The organism is Sphingomonas insulae (assembly GCF_010450875.1).
In the GTDB taxonomy this organism is placed as follows: Bacteria; Pseudomonadota; Alphaproteobacteria; order Sphingomonadales; family Sphingomonadaceae; genus Sphingomonas; species Sphingomonas insulae.
In genome coordinates this window covers 418868-438707 of sequence record NZ_CP048422.1, presented here as the reverse complement: position 1 = coordinate 438707, position 19840 = coordinate 418868, and the positions used below count along the sequence as shown (strand labels likewise).

The following is a 19840-nucleotide window of genomic DNA, read 5'->3' as shown; positions in this document are numbered from 1 at the left end:
CGGCGAATCAGGCGGCCGTGACCCGCCGCGCCGCCGCCACGCTGCTCCACGCATACAGGCCGCACCCGATCCAGATCAGCGCGAACGTCGCCAACTGCGCCGGCCGGATCGGCTCGTGATACACCAGCACCGCCTCCAGGAACTGGAGCGTCGGTGCGATGAACTGCAGCAGCCCCATCGTCGTATAGCGCAGGCGTTTGGCCCCCGCGGCGAACATCAGCAGCGGCGCCGCCGTCACCGGACCGGCCAGGATCAGCAGCATGTCCATCGTGCCGTCGCGACCGAAGGCACCGGTGCCGTTGCCGCCCGCATACAGCAACACGCCGAGCGCCAGCGGCGCCAGGATTGCGGTCTCCACCGTCAACCCGCCCAGCGCGTCGATCGCGGCGACCTTGCGGATCAGGCCATAGAAGCCGAAGCTGAGCGCCAGACTCAGCGAAATCCAGATCGCCCCACCACCGCTCAGCGCCAGGATGAGCACGCCGATCCCTGCCAGCCCGATCGCGGCGCCTTGCAACCGGTCGAGCCGCTCGCCGAGCAGCAGCATCCCGAGCGCGACGTTGACCAGCGGGTTGATGAAATAGCCAAGGCTCGCTTCGACCAGATGGGCGTTGTCGACCGCCCAGATGTACACGAACCAGTTCACCGCGATCAGCGCCGCGCTTGCCGCCAGCATCGCCAGCACCCGCCCGCGCGCGACGGCCAGCAGCGGCCGCAACCGCCTGGACGCCAGGATCACGGCGGCGAGCAGCAGCAGCGACCACAGCACCCGATGCGACAGCACCTGGGCGGGCGGCACGTCCTTCAACAGGTGCAGGTAGAGCGGCAATACGCCCCACAGCGTATAGGCGCCGATGCCATAGAACAGCCCGGCGCGGGTGTGCGTGGTGTCTCCCATCGCCGCGCTGTGGCCGGTCCGGTGCGGCAACGCAACGCGGTGGTCGCTTGCGGCTGCGCCCTGCCGGGTGGCGCACCGGAACCGGTCGGCCGGCCCGGCAACCGGCGTCGTACGCGGGGTCAGCGTGCGACGACGACCGGATAGGCGACGATCAGCGTCAACGGCATCTTACCCACCTGTCGGATGCCGACCGTCGCGCCGGTGTACAGATACGCCGCCATGCCCGCCTTCAACGGCTGGCGCTCATTCCCGGATGACACCGATCCTTCGCCCGACAGGACGTAATAGACCTCGTCATGGGCCAGCGGATGCGGCCCGATCGCGGCGCCGAGGTGCAGCACGCGCTTGCGGAATTCCATCGTCCGGCCCGGCACCGAATCGCTGATCCGATAGGCCGTGCTCATGCCCATGCTGCCGTGCGGCGTCGGCTCGTCGCGCATCACCGACGCCTCGTCGATCACGACCATCGGCCGCACGGGCGAGGCGGTCGTGGGCGCCGGGGCGGGCGCTGCCGCTGGTGCAGGGACCGCCTGCATGGCCGCGATCATCGTCGCGGCGAGGATCATTGTCATCATGGTCTCCATCTTTGCGGTTTGCGGGATGTTGACATGCGTCCATTGGCGCAGCATGCTTGTGACACCGGTTACCTAGCGGATGCAAGGGCTGGGGCGAGACCATCAAGAGATGGCCGTCATGGGGAGGATGGGCAGCTAAGTCACTGCCAAGGCGCCACTCTCTCCAAGAACAAGTCGACGGCGACCGATCCGGTCGACGTCCGCGAGGAACGAAGGCCGTACAGGGCCGCATGGGGAGTGATAGAAGATGATTGGACGTTCGACGGTTGCCCGCCGCGGTGCAGGCCGCATGGTTGGCGTGTCGACCGGCGCGTTGATCCTGGGGATGTTGCTGCCCGCCGCCGCCTTTGCGCAGGCGGCCACCATCCCCGCGACGCCCGACCAGCCCGGCAGCCCGCCGCACACCGATCCGGCACCGGCGCAGACCGCCGTCGTTCCCGCTGGCGGCGCCGACGAACCCGGTGCCGACGTCCAGGCGCAGACCACCGCGCCCGACGGCACCGAAAGCGGTGCGGACATCGTCGTCACCGGCTTCCGCCGCAGCCTCGATGCCGCGCTCAACGTCAAGCGTGAATCGGTGTCGTCGGTCGATGCGATCGTCGCCGAGGACATCGCAAAGTTTCCCGATCAGAACCTCGCCGAATCGCTGCAGCGCATTCCCGGCATCTCGATCCAGCGCGACGCCGGCGAAGGCCGCGCGATCACCGTGCGCGGTCTTGGCGCGCAATTCACCCGCGTGCGCGTAAACGGGCTGGAAACCGTCGCGACGTCGACCGACGGCGCCTCGTCCAACCGCGATCGCGCCTTCGATTTCAACGTCTTCGCTTCCGAACTGTTCAATTCGATCGTCGTCCACAAGACGGCGGAAGCAAGCCTGGACGAAGGATCGCTGGGCGCGGTGGTCGACCTCAACACCGGCAATCCGCTGGGCGGCAAGACCGGCTTCACCGGCGTATTGTCGGCGCAGGCGAGCTATAACGACCTCTCCAAGAATTTCGGCCCACGCCTTGCCGGGCTGCTGTCGTTCAAGAACGATGCCGGCACCTTCGGCGTCTCGGTCTCGGCGGCCTATCAAAAGACCAACAACTTCGAATTGGGCAACAACACCGTGCGCTGGGCGCAGGGCGTGTTCGATTCGGTCGGCGGCACGCCGTGCTTCACCGCACCCAACCGTGGCGGCGCCTATACCAACAATGCGACCTGCGATCGGGTCGCGCTTGCCTTCCACCCGCGCATTCCCCGCTACGGCTCCGTGCGCCACGATCGCGAACGGCTGGGTATCACCGGCAGCGTGCAATGGTCGCCCAGCGATTCGACCAAGGTGTCGATCGACGGCCTCTATTCGCGCTTCAAGGAAACGCGGGAGGAAAAGTGGGGCGAGGTGCTGCTGCGCTCGAACGAGCGGCAGATGGACATCAGCAACTACACGATCGATTCGAACAACAACCTGATCGCCGCGACGATCAACGATGCGTGGGTCCGCACCGAACATTATCTGCGCCGGTCGCAGACCGAATTCTACCAGATCGGCGGCAGCTGGGATCAGGACGTGACGGACCGGTTCCGCTTCACGCTGCTCGGCGGCTATTCGAAATCCGATGCGACGATCCCGGTCGAAACCACCTTCGTGTTCGACGACCGCGACGCGCAGGGCTTCACCTACGACTATACCAACTCGCGCAGTCCGCTCATCAGCTTCGGCACCAGCGTCACCGACGCCGCCAACTTCCAGCTGGCCGAAATCCGCGACCGCCCGTCCGAAACGGTCAACGACTTCCGCACAGCGCAACTGCGCACCGAATGGGACGTCACCGAAGGCTTCCAGATCAAGGCGGGCGGGCTGTATCGGCGTTTCGCGTTCGATACCAAGGGCTTCTCACGCGATGCGGTCGTCTGTCCGACCGCGGGCGGACGCGACGTCGTGCTCGGCACGATCACCTGCACCGCCAGCTCCAATATCGGGCCGACCGGCGTCTATGGCTTCCCGGCAACCAACCTTGGCGAGCTGTTCAACCTGGGCAAGGCCGGCCAGCCGAGCGGCGCGACCTCGCAGTTCCTGATTCCGAACATCGCGGCGGCGGCACAATATACCGGCCTGTACAATCGGACGGCATCGGTGCTGGTCGGCGACACCCGCAGCGTGTCCGAAGAGGTGACCGGCGGCTATGCCGAATTCGACGTGAAGGGCGATATGCTCGGCCTGCGCTATGCCGCCAATGCGGGCATGCGCTACGTCCACACGGCGCAGAAATCGACGGGTCTGTCGTCGTCGACGGTCAATGGCGCGACGGTCAACACGCCCGCCACGGTCGAGCGGAGCTATGACGACTGGCTGCCCGCGATCAACGTCGCGCTGTTCCCGACCGACCAGGTCATCGTGCGCGGTGCGATCAGCAAGGTCATCACCCGCCCCTCGCTCGGCAGCCTGACGCCGGGCGGCTCGGTCGACGGGTTTAACTACCGCGTCACCTTCGGCAATCCGCAGCTGGAACCGTTCCGCGCGACCGCGTTCGATCTGTCGGCGGAATATTACTTCGCCCCGCAATCGATCCTGTCGGTCGCGTTGTTCAAGAAGAACATCGAAAGCTTCACCGTCTCGCAACCGCGCAGCGGCACGTTCGCATCGACCGGATTGCCGCTGTCGGTCATCCCGGCAAGCTCGCCGGCCGCACAGAATCCGGAAGGCCAGCTGTGGACGATCACCCAGCCGATCAACGGCACCGGTGCGTCGCTGAAGGGGATGGAGATCGCGCTGCAATCGACCTTCCGCTTCCTGCCGGGCTTCCTGCGGAACTTCGGCTTCCTGGCGAACGCGACCTTCGTCGGCTCGTCGGCCGGCTATACGCAGGGCGGACCGGCGACGACGGTGTCGCGCGGCGTCGTCAACCCGGCGACCGGCGCCGTGGTGACCGCGGGCGGCGTCCTTGGCGCCCTGCCCAACGTGACGCAGCGTGCGACCCTGTTCGGCCTGTCGAAGCGCGCCTACAACGGCACGCTGTATTACGAGGACGCCAAATTTTCGGCGCGCGGTTCGATCAGCTATCGCAGCCCGTATATCGATGCGGCGTCCGCGACCGGCAATCTGTTCGAGGGCTATAACAAGACGATCAACGTCGATGCGTCGCTGCGCTACAAGCTGACCCCGAACATCGAAGTGTCGCTGGAAGGGACCAATCTCACCGACCAGTATCGCGATCGCTACGTCGATCTTCAGGCGAACCGCAACTACGAATACAATCACTTCGGGCGCACCTTCCTGGCCGGCGCCCGGATCAAGATGTGATGATCGACCGGCGGCAGGCGCTGCTCGGCACGCTTGCCGCCGGCATTGCGGCGGGCGCGCCGGCGGCGGCCCTGCCCGATCCCGGCGAAACCATCGATCTGTGGCCGGGCGTTCCGCCGGGCATGCCCGCGGTACCGCCGGCCGAAGCGGTGATCAAACGCAGCACCGATCCGGCGCGCGCCGACCGTGCGATGGTCCATATCGCCCGGCCACGGCTGGCGGTGTTCCGGCCCGCACGCGCCAACGGGTCGGCGCTGCTGGTCGCGCCCGGCGGCGGCTACGCGCGGGTGGTGATCGACAAGGAGGGGTTCGAGGTCGGACGCTGGCTCGGTGCGCGCGGCTGGACGGTGTTCGTGCTCTTCTATCGTCTGCCCGGCGATGGCTGGGCGGCGGGACCCGATGTCGCATTGTCCGATGCGCAGCGGGCGATGCGGCTGATCCGGTCCCGCGCCCGCGATTACGGCATCCGGACCGATCGCGTCGCGGCGATGGGCTTTTCCGCCGGCGGCCATGTCTGCGGTGATCTCGCCACGCGCCATGCAGTGCGGACCTATACGCCTCTGGATGCCGCCGACCGGCTCGATGCACGGCCGGATCTCTTCGCACCCATCTATGCGGTCCAGTCGATGACCCGTCCGCTCGCCCATGCCGGGTCGCGCGACCTGTTGCTCGGCACCGCGGCGTCACCGGCGCTGGAAGCGGCGCACAGCCCCGCCCGCAACGTCTCCGTGCGTACGCCGCCCTGCTTCCTGGTCCATGCCGAGGATGATCCGGCGGTCAATGTCGGCAACACGCTCGAATGGCGCGCCGCGCTCAGGCGCGCGGGCGTGTCGGTCGACACGCATCTGTTCGCGACCGGTGGCCACGGGTTCGGCCTGCGCGGCGTCGCCGGCAAGCCTGCCGCGGCGTGGCCGACCCTGTTCGAAGGCTGGGCGCGAAGCCACGGCCTGGGCTGACGGGCCGCGCTTTCCTCCACCGGCGCCGATCGTTAAGGGCGGCGCGATGACCAGCGGCGAACTTCAAGACCTGTTTCTGTCCACGCTCGTCCGCCGCGCCGGCGGCAACCGGCGACGCTGGCGGCTCGTATTGGGCGATATCAAGGTCTACGACACCGCCACCCATCCGCATTGCAACTGGTCGCTGACCCCGACCGGGTCCGCCGGCGAGAACGATACCGTAGAACGCCTCGCCGACGAACTGCGCGTCAGCCACCCGATCGTCCGGCGCTGACGCCCGCGCGCTGCGGAACGGCGGCGCTGCACATTGTCGTGGAGATCAATGCGCCGCGCGCGACCCTGCCGAGCGGCGCTCGGCGCTCAGGCGCGACATCAGGATCGCGGCGCGCTTGGCCTGGCGGCGGATCGAGGCGAGGTCGACGACCTCGTCCGGCGTATGATCGCCCCGGCTGGCGGTGCCGAGCCCGACCAGCCCGTCGACGTCGGCGGCGACCCACGAAATGTCGCCGGCACCCCGCTTCAACGGATCGAGCGCCGGCATCTCCGCCAGCCCCAGGTCGCGATTGACCCCGTTCAGCCGCGCCAGCAGCGCCTGGTTCCCGGCGGTCGGTGCCATCGCCGGATAACCGCTCTTGAACGTGATGGTCGCATCGGTGCCGGGTGCATGGTCCGCGACGATGGCGGTCATCTTCGTCCGCACGCGCTGCGTCTGCTCCTCGCTCAGCGTGCGGAAATCCCCGCTCGCGATCGCCTGCGCGGGGATGATGTTGCTCTTGCCCTGCGCGGTCGCCTTCGATCCGCCGGTATCGATCGCGGCGGTGACGCCCGCGGCGAGCAGGCCGGTGTTGAACGTGAGATTGGGTTCGGGCAGCTGCGTGCGGAACGCGGCCAGGATGCGCGCCGCCTCGTTCGCCGCTCCATCGCCGAACGCCTCGCTGAAGATCCGCGAACTGTGGCCGCTCTTGCCGGTGACCGCCAGCGTCCAGTCGTTGACGGATCGTCGCGCGATCGACCCCATGTCGCGGCCATCCTCCACCGCCAGCCCCTCGAAATCCAGCGCGACGTCGGCGCGCTTGCCCGCGGCGATCAGGTCGGCTCGGGCGATCGCGACCGGATCGCCCGAATCCTCTTCGTCGCCGGTCAGGACGATCTCGATATTGGCCGTCTTCAGCGTGCCGGCGGCCTGCATCGCGCGCAACGCGGCGAGCATCACGACCATGCCACCCTTGTCGTCGCCCGCACCGGGGCCGCTCGCCTCCTCGCCATGGCGGACGAAACGCTGGAAGGGCGAATCCGCTTCGAACACCGTGTCCAGATGGCCGATCAGCAACAACCGCTTGGTGCCGCCCTTGCCGGCATGCACGGCGATGACGTGGCCGGCACGGCCGGTCTGCGGCAACGGCTTCCACGTCACCGTAAAGCCCAGCCCGCGCAGCTGCTCGGTCATCATCGCGCCGACCTTCGCCACGCCCGGCAGGTTCATCGTGCCGCTGTTCTGGTTGACCAGCCGCTCGAGCAGCGCGACCGACCGCTCGTATTCGGCGTCGACCGTCGCCGCCATCCGCGCTTCCGATGTCGTCAGGCGCGGCGCCGGATCTGCGGCAACGGGGGCAGGGGCAGGCGCAGCCAGAAGCAAAGGCAGGAGCAGCGCCAGCATCAACGCGCTACCGTCGCCACCATCAACGGCAATGCCCGCGTCTTGCTACCGCTGACCTGGAGCAGGTAGCGACCGGGCGTGAGGTCGAAATCGACCATCTTGCGGATCGGCGAACAGGCGGGGCCATGATCGTGCGCGACGGATATCAGCGCGCGGTCGCCCTGCACGACGTCGATCCATGCCCCGCCGCCCAGCGCCACCCGATATCGGCCGGCCCGTGCGACGGTAAAGGCGAACAGGCCGCCGAAGCTGCCCGGTGCTGCGGCCTTGTCCGGGGCGTGCGCATAACGAAGCGTGTTGGTCGCGACGAGCGTCGCGCGTGCACCGCCGCCGATGGTGAGCATCGGCGCGCCGGCCGCGCCGGTTCCCGCCGCCACGGCAACGCCCGGCTCCCAGCCGGCAAGCGCCGCCGGCAATGGCGGCGGGGTGCAGGGCGTCGCCGCCCCGGCCTGCATCGGCGGCGCCAGCGCGAGGCTCGCGATCCACCCTGCCATCGTCAGCCCAGCCATCGTCATGGTCGCATGTCCTTGTCGTCAGGACGACACGATAGCGGATCGGCGCGCGCTGTCACGGCCGGCGCGCACGATCGTCGCGCTACGGGAACGGCCAGGGCGACAAATGGGTGATACCATGCCGACGTCCGAAAAGGGGCGTGATCCTCGGTGCCGGGCGCCGTCGGCCACGATCGACGGCTATCGGCTTCACGTGCGACGCCGCGATGCGAAGCGCCCTGCGCGTGCCGGTCTACGCGCGGTCTCCGGGGTGTTCGCCGGTCGTCGACGCAGCGGGGCAAGTCGCCACCTTACCGTCGATCGCCTTGCGGCGCTGCTGCCCGATCAGCGATCCTGCATGTCGGGCCGGGCGAGCGGCAGTGCGACGATCTCGTCCAGCCACGTGCGGATCGTGCTGCGGCCATGCGCGCTCAATGCCAGCATCGTGACGCGGCGGTCGCTGATGTCGTCGCTGCCGTTCACCAGCCCGCGATCCTGCAGCAGCTTGATCCAGCGCAGCGCCGTGGTGCGCGGTACGCCGGCGGCGGCACAGCAGGCGTTGGTGGTCACCGTCGCGCCGTTCAGCCCCTCGGCAAACAGGAACAACATGATGTCGAGACCGGGATTGGCGAACAGCGACGCTTCCAGGTGGGTACCCAGCTTGCGCCGGGCGGATGCGATGCTGCGGGCGAGCTGCGCCAGCGTCGCATCGCGCTCGCCCTGTCCCTCGACCATGGGCGATGCGGCCATGGCGGCGATCGTGTTGCCACCGGTTTCCCTGCCGTGCTGACCAGCGACAGTCTGTTGGCGTAGTCCGGCATCCATGTCGTCGTCGCTCCCGTAAAACGCAGCACGGCATAACCGGACATAGTCCGAAATCAAGCCGTGACGTTTGGTACCGTTCCGGCCGGCGGCTGCCTTACGGCAGATGCGGACGAACGATTCCGTTACGCTAGCGGCGATGTGTCCCGCTGTCACGGGCCACGTCGTCTGGCGGTTGCGACGCAGGATATTCGACTGGCGGCGCGGTTCGCGATAAGCCGCCGGATCATCAGGAGAAACGCCATGACCTGCTATGCGCTGGACGGGGTCGCACCCCTGTTGGAGGACGACGTGTACATCGCGCCCGGCGCGCATGTGATCGGCCGCGTCCTGTTACGGCACCGCGCATCGGTGTGGTTCGGCGCGGTACTGCGCGGCGACAATGATCCGATCGTGATCGGCGCGGACAGCAATGTGCAGGACGGCGCGATGATCCATGCCGACCCCGGCGTGCCGACGTCGATCGGTAGTGGTGTCACGATCGGCCACCATGCCATCGTCCATGGCGCGACCATCGGCGACAACAGCCTGATCGGCATGGGGGCGACCATCCTTAATAATGCGGTGATCGGCGCCGACAGCATCGTGGGCGCGAACGCGCTGGTGACCGAAGGCAAGACCTTCCCCGACGGATCGCTGATCGTCGGCGCGCCGGCGCGCGTGCTGCGTGCGCTGACCGATGCGGAGATCGCGGGCCTGCGCCTGTCTGCGGCCACCTACGTCGCCAATGCGCGGCGCTTCGCGACGGGCCTGAAGCCCGTCTAGGCGCATCGCGCGGAGGCATCGGCGACGAAGCGTATCGTCGCCTCGGGTGCGGTCACCGGAATCATGTGACCGCCGGGAATGATCGTGATCCGGGCGGCGGGGATCATGGCGGCGGTGGTCTCGCCGTGCAGCGATGCGGACAGAATGGCATCGTCGCGACCGAACAGGATGGCGGTCGGGACGGCCAGCGTCGCATAGCGCGCGGCGAGCGCGCCCATGTCGGCATGCGCCGCCGCCAGGTCGGCCGCCGCCGCCGCGATCGCATCGGGCCGCTGCGCCAGCGCACCGCCGCCACGCGTGGCGAAATCGGCCGGCGGTGTCTCCGGCGCGAACACCGCCTGCAGCGTGCGCTCCGCGGTCAGGCGGCTCATCGGCGTCCCCAGCGTCCGCGCCATCAGCCGGCGCATCGTCGGCGGGATGGCGGCAAGGCCCTTGAACGCCTCCGGCACGTCGTCCTGCGGCTGGCTCAGCGGCGCGATCAGGGCCAGCCCGCGGACGAGGTCCGGCCGGTCCAGCGCCAGCGCCAGCGCCACCGCGCCGCCGAGCGAGTGGCCGACCAGCAATGGCCGATCCAGCCCCAGCGTCTCGATGAAGCGCGCGATGATCGCGGCCTGTTCGACGATGTTCGGCTCGCCATCGTCGTCGGCGGTCGAATAGCCGGAACCGGGCCGGTCGACCAGCAGCACGCGATGGTCGCGGGCGAGCGGTTCCAGCATCGCATAGCTGAAGTTGCGCAGCTGTCCTGCCAGGCCGTGGATCATTACGATCGCCGGTCCGCTGCCACGATCGACATAGTGCAGCCGGGCGCCGTCGACCTGCACGTGGCGGCCATCCTGCGGCACCAGCCGCTCCGCCTCGCGGGCGATGCGGTCGGAATAGAACGACAGGCCCAGCCCGCCCGCGGCGGTCAGTGCGGCACTGCCCAGCAACGTTCCCAGGGTCCACCGCGTGCCGCTCTGCATGTCCTGCCTCCCTCGCCAAAGAGCAGCAGGTGTATCACGTCAGGCGGTGGTGACGATCCCGTTCGTGACGGTCACCGGCCATGCCGTCAGATGCTGGCCCGCGCATGGCCCGCCGACGCACAGCCCGTCGTCGATGCGGAACAACGCGCCATGCCAGCTGCATGCGATCAGGTCGCCGCCGGGGCTGAGGTAATCGTCCAGCTGCTGCGCCAGCGGGACGCCGGCATGCGGACAGCGATCGACATAGCCGACCGCCGCGTCCCCCTGCCGCACCACGAAGCCGTGGAACCGCCCGGCCCGCATCTGGAGGACGAAGTTGCGCGCCTTGCCGTCGGCGATGTCGGTCAGCGGCGCCAGCGCGACCCCCGCCGGCGTCGCGGTCAGCCGTTCGCTCACCGGTCGGCGTCGGGCTGGCGGGTGGGGTGCGCGGCTTCGGCCAGGTTTGCGGTCCGCGCACCGGCCGCGACCAGCCGCGGATAAGGTGCGGTATCGACCCCGAATCGCTCCGCCGAATAGAGCGCCGGCACGACGACGCAATCGGCCAGCGTCGGCGTCGCGCCATAGGCGAAGCCATCGCCATGCCGCGCGATCAGCGTTTCCAGCGCGGCGAACCCGTCGGTCATCCAGCGCGCCATCCAGGCATTCATCTGGTCTTCGGACGCGCCGATATCCTGCCGCAGCGCCTTCAGCGTGCGCAGGTTGTGGAGCGGATGTACGTCGGTGACGATCGCCTGCACCATGCTGCGCACGATCGCGCGCCCATCGGCGTCCGGGGGCAGCAGCGCAGGCTCGGGGAACCGGTCTTCGAGCCATTCGAGGATCGCGACGCTCTGCGTCAGCACCAGCCCGTCCACCTCCAGCGCCGGCACCAGCCGCTGCGGGTTGAGCGCGGCATAGGCCGGGTCGGCCTGTCCGCCGGTGCGCAGGTCATGGTTGACCTGCTCGTACGCCAGCGCCTTCAGCGTCAGGGCGATCCGCACGCGATACGCCGCGCCCGACCGCCAATAGCCGTGCAGGATCACGGCAACCTCGCCTTGGGGAAGTCCGCCCACACCGCATCGTAGTCGAGCTGGCTGTGCTCCAGTGCGTAGCGGGTCGGCCTGTACGGCCAGCAGCTTTCCAGCATGAACGCCATCGTCCCCTCGATCTTGTGCGGCTTCAGGTCGGCCGCGGACGCGCCCTGCCAGCTGGCGAGGTCGGGACCATGACCCGCCATCAGATTGTGCAGCGAGATCCCGCCGGGCGCGAAGCCTTCGGCCTTGGCGTCATAGGCGCCGGTGATGAGGCCCATCGCCTCGCTCATGATGTTGCGGTGGAACCACGGCGGCCGGAACGTTCCCTCCGCCACCATCCAGCGCGGCGGAAAGATGACGAAATCGGCGTTGGCGCGTCCGGCCACGTCGCTGGGCGAGGTCAGCAGCGTAAAGATCGATGGATCGGGATGGTCGAAGCTGACGGTGTTGATCGTGTTGAACCGTGACAGGTCGTACCGCCATGGCGCCAGGTTGCCGTGCCACGCCACCACGTCGAGCGGACTGTGGTCGAGCGTCGTCGTCCACAGCGATCCCATGAACTTCTGGACGACTTCGGTCTTGTTGTCGCGATCCTCGAACCATGCCACCGGCGTTTCGAAATCGCGCGGGTTGGCGAGGCCGTTGGCGCCGATCGGCCCCAGGTCGGGCAAGCGGAACAGGCTGCCGTGGTTCTCGCAGACATAGCCCTTCGCCGCACCGTCCGGCAGCAGCGCGCGAAAGCGCACCCCGCGCGGCACCAGCGCGATCTGGCCGGGCGATACCATGATCCGGCCCAATTCGGTCAGCAGCTCCAACCGCCCCGCCTGCGGCACGAACAGCAATTCGCCATCCGCATCGATGAAGACGCGGTCGACCATGTCGGCACTGGCCGCATAGACGTGGAGCGCAACGCCCTCCAGATCGGCGGGGTCGCGGTTGGCGAGCATCGTCGTCATGCCGTCGATCAGGTCGACGCCGGGCGCAGCGTCCGCGATCGGATCCCACCGCAGCCGGTTGGGGGCGAGCGGCGCATCGCTGGTGCCGGGCGCGAACCGTTCGGCGCCTGCGTAGCGGGTATAGGGCGGATGCTCCGCGGTCGGCCGCATCCGGTACAGCCACGACCGCCGGTTCTCATGCCGCGGCGCGGTGAAGGCGGTGCCGCTCAATTGCTCGGCATACAAGCCGAACGCCGGCCGCTGCGGCGAATTGCGCCCGATCGGCAGCGCACCCGCCACCGCCTCGGTCGAGACATGGTTGCCGAAGCCGGGGATATAGGCGCTGTGGGGGTGGTGGTCGGTCATTGTTCTGGCGTCCTCTCCTGTTCCACCACCCCTGAAACCCCCCTCCCGTCGGGAGCGGGGAAGCTCGCGCAGCGCTCCCTGATTACGCGTCGACCGTAATCACCCCGCGCCGGATCTGATCCAGTTCGATCGATTCGTACAACGCCTGAAAATTGCCGTTGCCGAATCCCTCGTTGCCCTTGCGCTGGATGATCTCGAAAAAGATCGGTCCGACCATCGTTTCGGTGAAGATCTGCAGCAGCAGGCCCTCTTCGCCGACGTTGCCGTCGATCAGGATGCGGTTCTGGCGCAGCCGCTCCAGATCCTCGCCATGGTTCGGCACGCGCTTGTCGACCAGTTCGTAATAGGTCTCGATCGTGTCCTGCAGCCTGACGCCGCGGGCGCGCAGCTTTTCCACCGTCGTGTAGATGTCGTCGGTGGTCAGCGCGAGGTGCTGGATGCCTTCGCCGTTATAGTCGCGGATGAATTCCTCGATCTGGCTCTTGTCGTCCTGGCTCTCGTTCAGCGGGATGCGGATGGCGCGGTCCGGCGCGATCATCGCCTGGCTGAACAGGCCGGTCGCCTTGCCCTTGATGTCGAAATACTTCTGCTCCTCGAAGCCGAAGATCTGGCCGTAGAACGCCGACCACGTCCGCATCTGGCCGCGCCGCACGTTGTGGGTCAGGTGATCGAGCAGATCGAGGCCGACATTGTTCTCGGCCTCCGCCTCGGCGGCGCCGGGCGTCTGGTCCCAATCGTCGTACACGCTGCCTGCCGATCCGTGACGGTCGACCAGATACAGCAGCGACCCGCCGATCCCCTCCAGCGCCGGAATACCCTCCAGCGCCGCACCCGCGGGGGCGGGCCTGGCACCGCGCGCGATCGCCGCGTCATAGGCGGCCTGCGCATCCTGCACGCGGAACGCCATCGCACTCGCGGACGGGCCGTGTGCGGCGCGGAAGTCGGCGGCGTGGCCCGCCGCCTCGCGATTGAGCAGCAGGTTGATGCGCCCCTGCTTGTAGCGGGTCAGCGCCTTCGTCGGATGCGTCGCGGCGACGACGAAGCCCAGCGCCTCGAACTGCGCGGCGAGCGCGTCGGGGTCGGGCGACGTGAATTCGCAGAATTCGAACCCGTTCAGCCCCATCGGGTTGACGTCCATATGTTCCATCGTGCGCACTCCGATTGGTATCATTCGTTACCAACCATGTGCGTTATTGCCAAACTGGTGTCAACTGATACGACGTTGCGATGGAGCCCAAGCGCCTCTCCCTCGACGACTTCATTCCCTATCGCCTGTCGATCACCTCGAACCTCGTCAGCGATTCGATCGCGCGGGCCTATGAATCGCTGTTCGGCCTGACGATCCCCGAATGGCGGCTGGTCGCGGTGATCGCCGAAACCGGCGGCATCACCCAGCAGGCGATCGGCGCCAAGACGCTGATGGACAAGGTCACGGTGTCGCGCGCGGCGATCGCACTGGTCGACCGCGGCCTGCTCGCGCGCCAGGCGAATCCGGAGGACCGCCGCTCGCACCTGCTCGAACTGACCGACGCCGGCCGCGACCTCTACGCCGCGGTCGCGCCCAAGGCGCTCGACCTCGAAAGCCGCATCTTCGCCGCCTTCGACCCGGCGGACGTCACGCAATTCATGGACATGCTCCGCCGTATCGAGGCGGTGACGCTCACGATCGGGCGGTAGGGCGGATCGGCCGAAACGGGGGTTCAAGGGCTCCGTCACCCCGGACTCGTTCCGGGGTCCATTGTGCCGCAAGCGGATGACGCGATACTCCAGCCGCACACCTCGCCGCGGGGTGGAACCCGAACGAATCCGGGGTGACGACGCCTTTGCGGAAACACGTGTCACGCCATTGCCGATCATCCGGCACATTTGTGCGACATTTGCCGTTTAGAGGCCCCGACACGGTACGAACAAGGGGCAGTCTATGCGTTGGTTGGCGGGAATGATGATCGCGGCGAGTTGGCCGGCGATGGCGGCGGCGCAGCAGATGCCCGCCCCGGACACCCAGCCCGCACCCGCACCCGCACCCGCTACCGAAACCGGCACCGCGCCGCAGGACCAGCCCGCCGCGGTCGCCGCCGATTCCGCGGTTCCCGCCGCCGCCGCGGCGCAGGCGCCCTCGACCCCGCAACCCACCGCGGCACAGTCCGACGCCGACGAGGGCGACGAGAACGAGATCGTCGTCACCGGCCGCCGGCCGCCCGGGGCGGTGGTGGGCGACATTCCCGCCGAACAGATCCTCAGCCCGGCCGACATCCGCAGCTATGGCGTCAGCAGCGTCTCGGACCTGCTCACCGAGCTCGCACCGCAGACGCGCAGCGGCGCGGGTGGCCCGCCGGTGGTGCTGCTCGACGGCAAACGCATCTCGGGCTTCCAGGAAATCCGCGACATCCCGACCGAAGCGATCCTGCGCGTCGATATCCTGCCCGAAGAGGTCGCGCTGAAATACGGCTATACCGCCGATCAGAAGGTGGTGAACTTCGTCCTGCGCCGCCGCTTCCGCTCGACCACCGTCGAACTCGCCGATCGTCAGGCGACCGACGGTGGCCGCAACACGCCACAGGGCGAACTCGACCTGCTCACCATCCGCAGCGGCGCGCGGCTCAACATCCACAGCAAATACCAGCAAAGCTCGGGCCTGACCGAATCGGAACGCGACATCGCGCTCGCCACCACCGAAGGCGCCGCCACCGGCTTCGACCAGCGGCCGTATCGCACCCTGCTGCCGTTCGCGCGCAGCTTCGGCACCAACGCCACCTATGCGCGTCCGCTCGGCGACGTCACCGCCTCGCTCAACGGCGAACTCACCGCGACGCAAAGCGTCGGCCGCTTCGGCCTGCCGCTCGATGCCGCCGGCGCGCCGCTCGGCGACAATGCCCTCGAACAGCGCAATAACGGCGTCACCGGCCATGTCGGGACCAGCCTGAACGGCCGTCTAAGCCCGCGCTGGATGTGGACCGTCACCGGCGCATACGACCGCGCCGACAATCGCACCGTCACCGAAACCGGGATCGGCACCGCCAACCGCGCCCGCTCGATCTCCAACACGGCAGAGGTGGAGGCGCTGGTCAACGGCCCGCTGTTCACGCTGCCCGCCGGCGACGTGTCGACCGCGATCCGCGTCGGTGCCGACACCAGCGACTTCAGCAGCCGGTCGGTACGCGGCCTGACGACGACGACCGGTGACATTTCCCGCGACAGCGTCGATGGCCGCATCAACATCGACGTGCCGATCGCCAGCCGCAGCCGCGCGGTACTCGGCTTCCTCGGCAATCTGTCGGTGAACGGCAATGTCGCGGTCAACCGCCTGTCGGATTTCGGTACGCTCACCGCCTACGGCTATGGCCTCAACTGGGGCCCGGTAGAGGGCGTGCGGGTGATCGGTTCGATCAACCAGCAGGATATCGCGCCCAGCGCCGCACAGCTCGGCAACCCGATCGTCACCACGCCCAACGTCCGCGTGTTCGACTTCGTGCAGGGGCAGACGGTGACGGTGACGACGGTGACCGGCGGCAACCCCGGCCTGGCGTCCAGCGACCGGCGCGTCACCCGCCTCGCGCTCAACCTGAAACCATGGAGCGACAAGGACCTGACGCTCACCGCCAATTACACCAAGCAGGACGTGCGCAATCCGATCCAGGCGCTGACCTCGCCGACCGCGGCGTTCGAGGCCGCGTTCCCGGATCGCTTCATCCGCGACGGCGATGGCAATCTGGTGCGCGTCGATCGCCGCTCGATCAACTTCGCCCGTTCGGAAAGCGAACAGATCCGCTGGGGGATCAATTTTTCGAAGCCGATCAAGTCGAAGATCCAGAAACAGATCGAGGCGTTCCGCGCCGGCACCGGCCCCAATCCGTTCGCCGGCTTGCGCTTTCCCGGCGCCAACGGTCGCCCCGGTGAAGGCGGACCGGGCGGCGGGCCCGACCGCGCGCGTGAGGGCGGATCACGCGACGGCACGCCGCCGGCCGACGCGCCACCCGCGGGTGGTCCGCCGCCCGCGGCCGATGGCCAGCAAGCCGCCGCGACGCCGGGTGAGGGCGGGCGGCGTGGCCCCGGTGGCGGCGGGGGCCGCGGCTTCGGCGGTGGCGGCTTCGGTGGCGGGCGGGGTGGTCAGGGCGGTGGCCGCATCCAGTTCGCGCTCTATCACACCTGGCACCTGACCGAACGTGTGACCGTCGCCAACGGCGGACCGGTGCTCGACGCACTCAATGGCGACATCATCGGATCGTCGACCAGCGACGGCCAGTCGCGCCATGAATTCGAAGGGCAGGCGGGCTATTCGAACAACGGTATCGGCGTGCGGCTGTCGGCGAACTATGCCACCGGCACGCGTGTCAACGGCGGCACCGCGGCGAACCCGCAGCCGCTGCGCTTCGAAGGGCTGGCCACCGCCGACCTCCGCCTCTTCGCCGATCTGGGGCAGCAACTCGAGCTGGTGAAGGCGCACCCCTGGGTCCGGGGCGCGCGGGTGACGCTGTCGGTCGACAACGTCTTCAACACGCGCCAGCAGGTGCGCGATGCGACCGGCGTGACCCCGATCACCTACCAGCCCGACTATCGCGATCCTTTGGGGCGCACGGTGCGGCTGAGCCTGCGCAAGCTGTTCTTCTAGGGTGCGAAGAAGGTTGGTCCACGCGGAGGCGCGGAGGCGCGGAGAAGAAGGATGGTTACGCGGCGCAGCCGCTGTCATTCCCTCATGACCGCGAGGGGAGAATGCCTGCGGCGCTTCGCTCTGCTTCCACAGGCCCTCTCTTCTCTCCGCGCCTCCGCGCGAACCAACGTTCTTCAAAGCCCGATGCGCGTCGCCAGCCAGTCCGCCGCCTGTTCCGGCGTCCGTTTGTCGGTGTCGCGGTCGACCTGATAATTCGCCTCGCGCATCGCGCCCACCGCAATGCGTCCGACCAGCGGCGCCAGCGCGGCGGCGAACCGCGCATCCTTCGCCCGCTTCGGCGCGATCATCAGCAGCGCGTCATAGCTCGGGATCGCATGGCGCGGATCGGCGAGCACCGTCAGCCGGTCCGCCGCGATCCGCCCGTCGGACGAAAAGGCGGAGATGACATCCGCCTCGCCGCTCGCCAGCGCCCGGTACATGAAGGTCGGCGCATAAGGCGTCATCGCCTTGAACCGCAACGGATAGGCCTTGCGCACCGCCGCCCATTCCGGCCGCTCCAGGAACTCCAGGTCGCTGCCCAGCGTCAGCCCCGGCGATGCGCCGACCAGATCGGTCAGGCTGGCGATCCCGCGCCGCTTCGCGTCATCGCCGCGCATCGCGAAGGCATAAGCGTTCTCGAACCCCAGTGACCCGATCAGCCGTACGCCGCTCGTCGCCTGCGCCCACCGCCCGACTTCGGCCACCATCGCCTTGGGGTCGGGAACGTCGGTGCGCCGCATCGGTCCGGTCCACAGCGTACCGGCATATTCGACATAGACGTCGACGTCGCCGCCGCTCAGCGCGCCATAGATCACCGCCGACCCCAGGCCGTCGCGATAGCGGACCGTATAGCCCGCCCGCTCCAGCCGGTCGCCGATCAGCCGGGCGAGGATATATTGCTCGGAGAAGTTCTTGGCGCCGATCGTCACCACCGACCCGCTGTCGGCGCGATGCCACAGCGGCGCGGTGGCGAACAGCAGCCCGGCGATCAGCGCGGCGCAGGCCCCGATCCACAACGGCCGCCGGCGGCGGGCGATGCCGCGCTCGATCAGTCCGATCAGCGCATCGGTCGCCAGCGCCAGCCCCGCTGCCGCGAAGCAGCCTGCCAGCACCAGCGCCCAGTTCTGCGTCTGAAGACCGGCAAAGATCATGTCGCCCAGGCTCGGTTGCCCGACGGTGGTCGACAGCGTCGCCGCCCCGATCGTCCACACCGCCGCGGTGCGGATGCCGGCGATCAGGACGGGCGCGACCAGTGGTGCCTCGACCAGGCGCAGCGTCTGGGCCGGCGTCATCCCCACCGCCTGCGCCGCCTGCCGCACCGCGGGGTCGATGCCGGTCAGTCCGGCGACGCCGTTGCGGATGATCGGCAGCAGCGCATACAGCGTCAGCGCGATCAGCGACGGCAGGAACCCCAGCGCCGGTATGCCGCCGCCGACCAGCGCCGACAGCCACAGCAGCAGCGGATAGAAGAGCGCCAGCAGGGCGAGGCTGGGTATGGTCTGCACCAGGCTGGCGAACCCCAGGATGACGCTGCCCGCGCGCGGTCGCCGACCCGCGACGATGGCGAGCGGCAGGCTGATGACGATCCCCAGCAGCAGCGCGGCGGCCGACAGCAGCACGTGCTGCGCCAGCAACGGCGGGACCCGGCCCAGCGCGTCGACGAACGCGTTCATGCCGTCCGCTCCTGCGCCAGCGTCCGCAGCCGGTCGGCCTGATGCCGCGGCACCGCGACCAGCGCCTGCGCCGCCTCGCCCCCGCCGCCGTTCAGCAATGCGGCCGGCGTCGCGTCGGCGACGATCCGCCCCGCCTGCATCACCAGCACCCGGTCGGCCAGCAACAGCGCCTCGGCCATGTCATGCGTGACGAGGATGGTGGTCAGCTCCAACCGGTCGTGCAGCGCGCGGATTTCGGTGCCGAGCGCGTCGCGCGTCACCGGATCGAGCGCCCCGAACGCCTCGTCGAGCAGCAACAGCTTCGCTCCCGGCGCCAGCGCCCGCGCGATCGCGACACGCTGGCGCTGGCCGCCGGACAGCGCCTCGGGCATGCGGGTGGCGATTTCGCGCGGCAGGTCGACCAGATCGAGCAGCCGGGCCACGTTGGCGGGGGGATCGCCGGCGATACGGGGTCCGATGCCGATATTCTCGGCGACGCTCATGTGCGGGAACAGGCCGATGCTCTGGAAGACATAGCCGATCCGCCGTCGCAATGCCGGTGCCGGCCCGTCCGCGACGTCGACGCCGTCGATCAGCACGCGCCCGGCGGTGGGTGCGATCAGCCGGTTGATCGTCTTGAGCAAGGTCGATTTGCCCGATCCGGACGCGCCCACCAACGCGACGAAGCTGCCGGCGGCGATGCTGAGGTCGACGCCGTCGACCGCCAGCGTCTCGCCATAGGCCTTGCTGACGGCGTCGAAACGGAGCGATTGTGCTGGCATCGGCCGCGACGATGCGGGATGCCTTCGCCAAAGTC

Annotated in this window: 18 protein-coding genes; 6 read left to right on the top strand and 12 right to left on the bottom strand. The window is 68.6% G+C overall.

Annotated features, from left to right (window positions below):
• Nucleotides 1-7 precede the first annotated feature (7 nt).
• Together rarD and GTH33_RS03620 are read right to left on the bottom strand one after the other, a co-directional pair.
• Nucleotides 8-898, bottom strand: a complete 891-nt coding sequence (rarD, locus tag GTH33_RS03625; protein WP_163957132.1) for an EamA family transporter RarD — start codon at nt 896-898, stop codon at nt 8-10.
• A gap of 119 nt (nt 899-1017) precedes the next feature.
• Entirely contained in the window at nt 1018-1434 is a 417-nt protein-coding gene (locus GTH33_RS03620) for a cupin domain-containing protein (protein WP_420853560.1), read from the bottom strand.
• 286 nt (nt 1435-1720) lie between these two features.
• Here GTH33_RS03620 and GTH33_RS03615 point away from each other — a divergent pair, with 286 nt between their 5' ends.
• The 3 genes from GTH33_RS03615 to GTH33_RS03605 are packed head-to-tail and all read left to right on the top strand — an operon-like array spanning nt 1721 to nt 5986.
• A complete protein-coding gene (locus GTH33_RS03615) occupies nt 1721-4756 on the top strand; it encodes a TonB-dependent receptor (protein ID WP_243848490.1) in 3036 nt (1011 codons plus the stop codon).
• On the top strand, nt 4756-5712 hold the full coding sequence (locus tag GTH33_RS03610; protein ID WP_163957131.1) for an alpha/beta hydrolase: 957 nt from the start codon (nt 4756-4758) through the stop codon (nt 5710-5712). The genes GTH33_RS03615 and GTH33_RS03610 overlap by 1 nt, the downstream gene beginning before the upstream one ends.
• A gap of 46 nt (nt 5713-5758) precedes the next feature.
• Complete coding sequence (locus GTH33_RS03605; protein ID WP_163957130.1) at nt 5759-5986, top strand: hypothetical protein; 228 nt, start codon at nt 5759-5761, stop codon at nt 5984-5986.
• Between the two features lie 45 nt (nt 5987-6031).
• Here the strand turns inward: GTH33_RS03605 and GTH33_RS03600 are convergent, their stop codons facing one another.
• The 3 genes from GTH33_RS03600 to GTH33_RS03590 all read right to left on the bottom strand — a co-directional run bounded on the left by GTH33_RS03600 (nt 6032) and on the right by GTH33_RS03590 (nt 8610).
• A complete protein-coding gene (locus GTH33_RS03600; RefSeq protein ID WP_163957129.1) occupies nt 6032-7369 on the bottom strand; it encodes a M20/M25/M40 family metallo-hydrolase in 1338 nt (445 codons plus the stop codon).
• On the bottom strand, nt 7369-7884 hold the full coding sequence (locus tag GTH33_RS03595; RefSeq protein ID WP_163957128.1) for a hypothetical protein: 516 nt from the start codon (nt 7882-7884) through the stop codon (nt 7369-7371). Before GTH33_RS03595 ends, GTH33_RS03600 begins: the two co-directional genes overlap by 1 nt.
• Nucleotides 7885-8205: 321 nt before the next feature.
• Complete coding sequence (locus tag GTH33_RS03590; protein WP_243848489.1) at nt 8206-8610, bottom strand: helix-turn-helix domain-containing protein; 405 nt, start codon at nt 8608-8610, stop codon at nt 8206-8208.
• A gap of 315 nt (nt 8611-8925) precedes the next feature.
• Between GTH33_RS03590 and GTH33_RS03585 the strand changes: the two genes are divergently transcribed.
• Nucleotides 8926-9447: a gamma carbonic anhydrase family protein gene (locus GTH33_RS03585; protein WP_163957127.1), complete on the top strand. Its 522-nt coding sequence runs from the start codon at nt 8926-8928 to the stop codon at nt 9445-9447.
• On the opposite strand, the gene GTH33_RS03580 is transcribed toward GTH33_RS03585, so the two are convergent.
• From GTH33_RS03580 to hppD, 5 genes are all read right to left on the bottom strand, one after another.
• Nucleotides 9444-10409, bottom strand: coding sequence for an alpha/beta fold hydrolase (locus GTH33_RS03580; protein WP_163957126.1), 966 nt, complete (start codon nt 10407-10409; stop codon nt 9444-9446). The genes GTH33_RS03585 and GTH33_RS03580 overlap by 4 nt on opposite strands.
• Nucleotides 10410-10448: 39 nt before the next feature.
• On the bottom strand, nt 10449-10805 hold the full coding sequence (locus tag GTH33_RS03575; protein WP_163957125.1) for a Rieske (2Fe-2S) protein: 357 nt from the start codon (nt 10803-10805) through the stop codon (nt 10449-10451).
• Entirely contained in the window at nt 10802-11431 is a 630-nt protein-coding gene (maiA, locus tag GTH33_RS03570; RefSeq protein WP_163957124.1) for a maleylacetoacetate isomerase, read from the bottom strand. The genes GTH33_RS03575 and maiA overlap by 4 nt, the downstream gene beginning before the upstream one ends.
• A complete protein-coding gene (gene hmgA, locus GTH33_RS03565) occupies nt 11428-12723 on the bottom strand; it encodes a homogentisate 1,2-dioxygenase (protein ID WP_163957123.1) in 1296 nt (431 codons plus the stop codon). The genes maiA and hmgA overlap by 4 nt, the downstream gene beginning before the upstream one ends.
• An 82-nt stretch (nt 12724-12805) precedes the next feature.
• On the bottom strand, nt 12806-13870 hold the full coding sequence (gene hppD, locus GTH33_RS03560) for a 4-hydroxyphenylpyruvate dioxygenase (protein WP_163957122.1): 1065 nt from the start codon (nt 13868-13870) through the stop codon (nt 12806-12808).
• Nucleotides 13871-13950: 80 nt separating this feature from the next.
• Between hppD and GTH33_RS03555 the strand changes: the two genes are divergently transcribed.
• Both GTH33_RS03555 and GTH33_RS03550 read left to right on the top strand, forming a co-directional pair.
• The gene (locus tag GTH33_RS03555; protein ID WP_163957121.1) at nt 13951-14400 is read left to right on the top strand and encodes a MarR family winged helix-turn-helix transcriptional regulator; all 450 of its coding nucleotides are present in this window, start codon (nt 13951-13953) and stop codon (nt 14398-14400) included.
• Between the two features lie 244 nt (nt 14401-14644).
• A complete protein-coding gene (locus GTH33_RS03550) occupies nt 14645-17332 on the top strand; it encodes a TonB-dependent receptor (protein WP_163957120.1) in 2688 nt (895 codons plus the stop codon).
• Nucleotides 17333-17505: 173 nt separating this feature from the next.
• On the opposite strand, the gene GTH33_RS03545 is transcribed toward GTH33_RS03550, so the two are convergent.
• Nucleotides 17506-19044, bottom strand: coding sequence for an ABC transporter permease/substrate-binding protein (locus GTH33_RS03545; RefSeq protein ID WP_163957119.1), 1539 nt, complete (start codon nt 19042-19044; stop codon nt 17506-17508).
• Nucleotides 19041-19805, bottom strand: coding sequence for an ATP-binding cassette domain-containing protein (locus GTH33_RS03540; RefSeq protein ID WP_163957118.1), 765 nt, complete (start codon nt 19803-19805; stop codon nt 19041-19043). The genes GTH33_RS03545 and GTH33_RS03540 overlap by 4 nt, the downstream gene beginning before the upstream one ends.
• Nucleotides 19806-19840 lie beyond the last annotated feature (35 nt).

Excerpts from the sequence above, each read along its gene's own strand:
- GTH33_RS03620 (WP_420853560.1), bottom strand. The coding sequence starts at position 1,434 with ATGCAGGCGGTCCCTGCACCAGCGGCAGCGCCCGCCCCGGCGCCCACG.
- GTH33_RS03555 (WP_163957121.1), top strand. The coding sequence starts at position 13,951 with ATGGAGCCCAAGCGCCTCTCCCTCGACGACTTCATTCCCTATCGCCTG.
- GTH33_RS03610 (WP_163957131.1), top strand. The coding sequence starts at position 4,756 with ATGATCGACCGGCGGCAGGCGCTGCTCGGCACGCTTGCCGCCGGCATT.
- GTH33_RS03590 (WP_243848489.1), bottom strand. The coding sequence starts at position 8,610 with ATGGCCGCATCGCCCATGGTCGAGGGACAGGGCGAGCGCGATGCGACG.
- GTH33_RS03615 (WP_243848490.1), top strand. The coding sequence starts at position 1,721 with ATGATTGGACGTTCGACGGTTGCCCGCCGCGGTGCAGGCCGCATGGTT.
- GTH33_RS03595 (WP_163957128.1), bottom strand. The coding sequence starts at position 7,884 with ATGACGATGGCTGGGCTGACGATGGCAGGGTGGATCGCGAGCCTCGCG.
- GTH33_RS03545 (WP_163957119.1), bottom strand. The coding sequence starts at position 19,044 with ATGAACGCGTTCGTCGACGCGCTGGGCCGGGTCCCGCCGTTGCTGGCG.
- GTH33_RS03540 (WP_163957118.1), bottom strand. The coding sequence starts at position 19,805 with ATGCCAGCACAATCGCTCCGTTTCGACGCCGTCAGCAAGGCCTATGGC.
- GTH33_RS03605 (WP_163957130.1), top strand. The coding sequence starts at position 5,759 with ATGACCAGCGGCGAACTTCAAGACCTGTTTCTGTCCACGCTCGTCCGC.
- hmgA (WP_163957123.1), bottom strand. The coding sequence starts at position 12,723 with ATGACCGACCACCACCCCCACAGCGCCTATATCCCCGGCTTCGGCAAC.
- hppD (WP_163957122.1), bottom strand. The coding sequence starts at position 13,870 with ATGGAACATATGGACGTCAACCCGATGGGGCTGAACGGGTTCGAATTC.
- rarD (WP_163957132.1), bottom strand. The coding sequence starts at position 898 with ATGGGAGACACCACGCACACCCGCGCCGGGCTGTTCTATGGCATCGGC.
- GTH33_RS03600 (WP_163957129.1), bottom strand. The coding sequence starts at position 7,369 with ATGCTGGCGCTGCTCCTGCCTTTGCTTCTGGCTGCGCCTGCCCCTGCC.
- GTH33_RS03585 (WP_163957127.1), top strand. The coding sequence starts at position 8,926 with ATGACCTGCTATGCGCTGGACGGGGTCGCACCCCTGTTGGAGGACGAC.
- GTH33_RS03550 (WP_163957120.1), top strand. The coding sequence starts at position 14,645 with ATGCGTTGGTTGGCGGGAATGATGATCGCGGCGAGTTGGCCGGCGATG.
- GTH33_RS03580 (WP_163957126.1), bottom strand. The coding sequence starts at position 10,409 with ATGCAGAGCGGCACGCGGTGGACCCTGGGAACGTTGCTGGGCAGTGCC.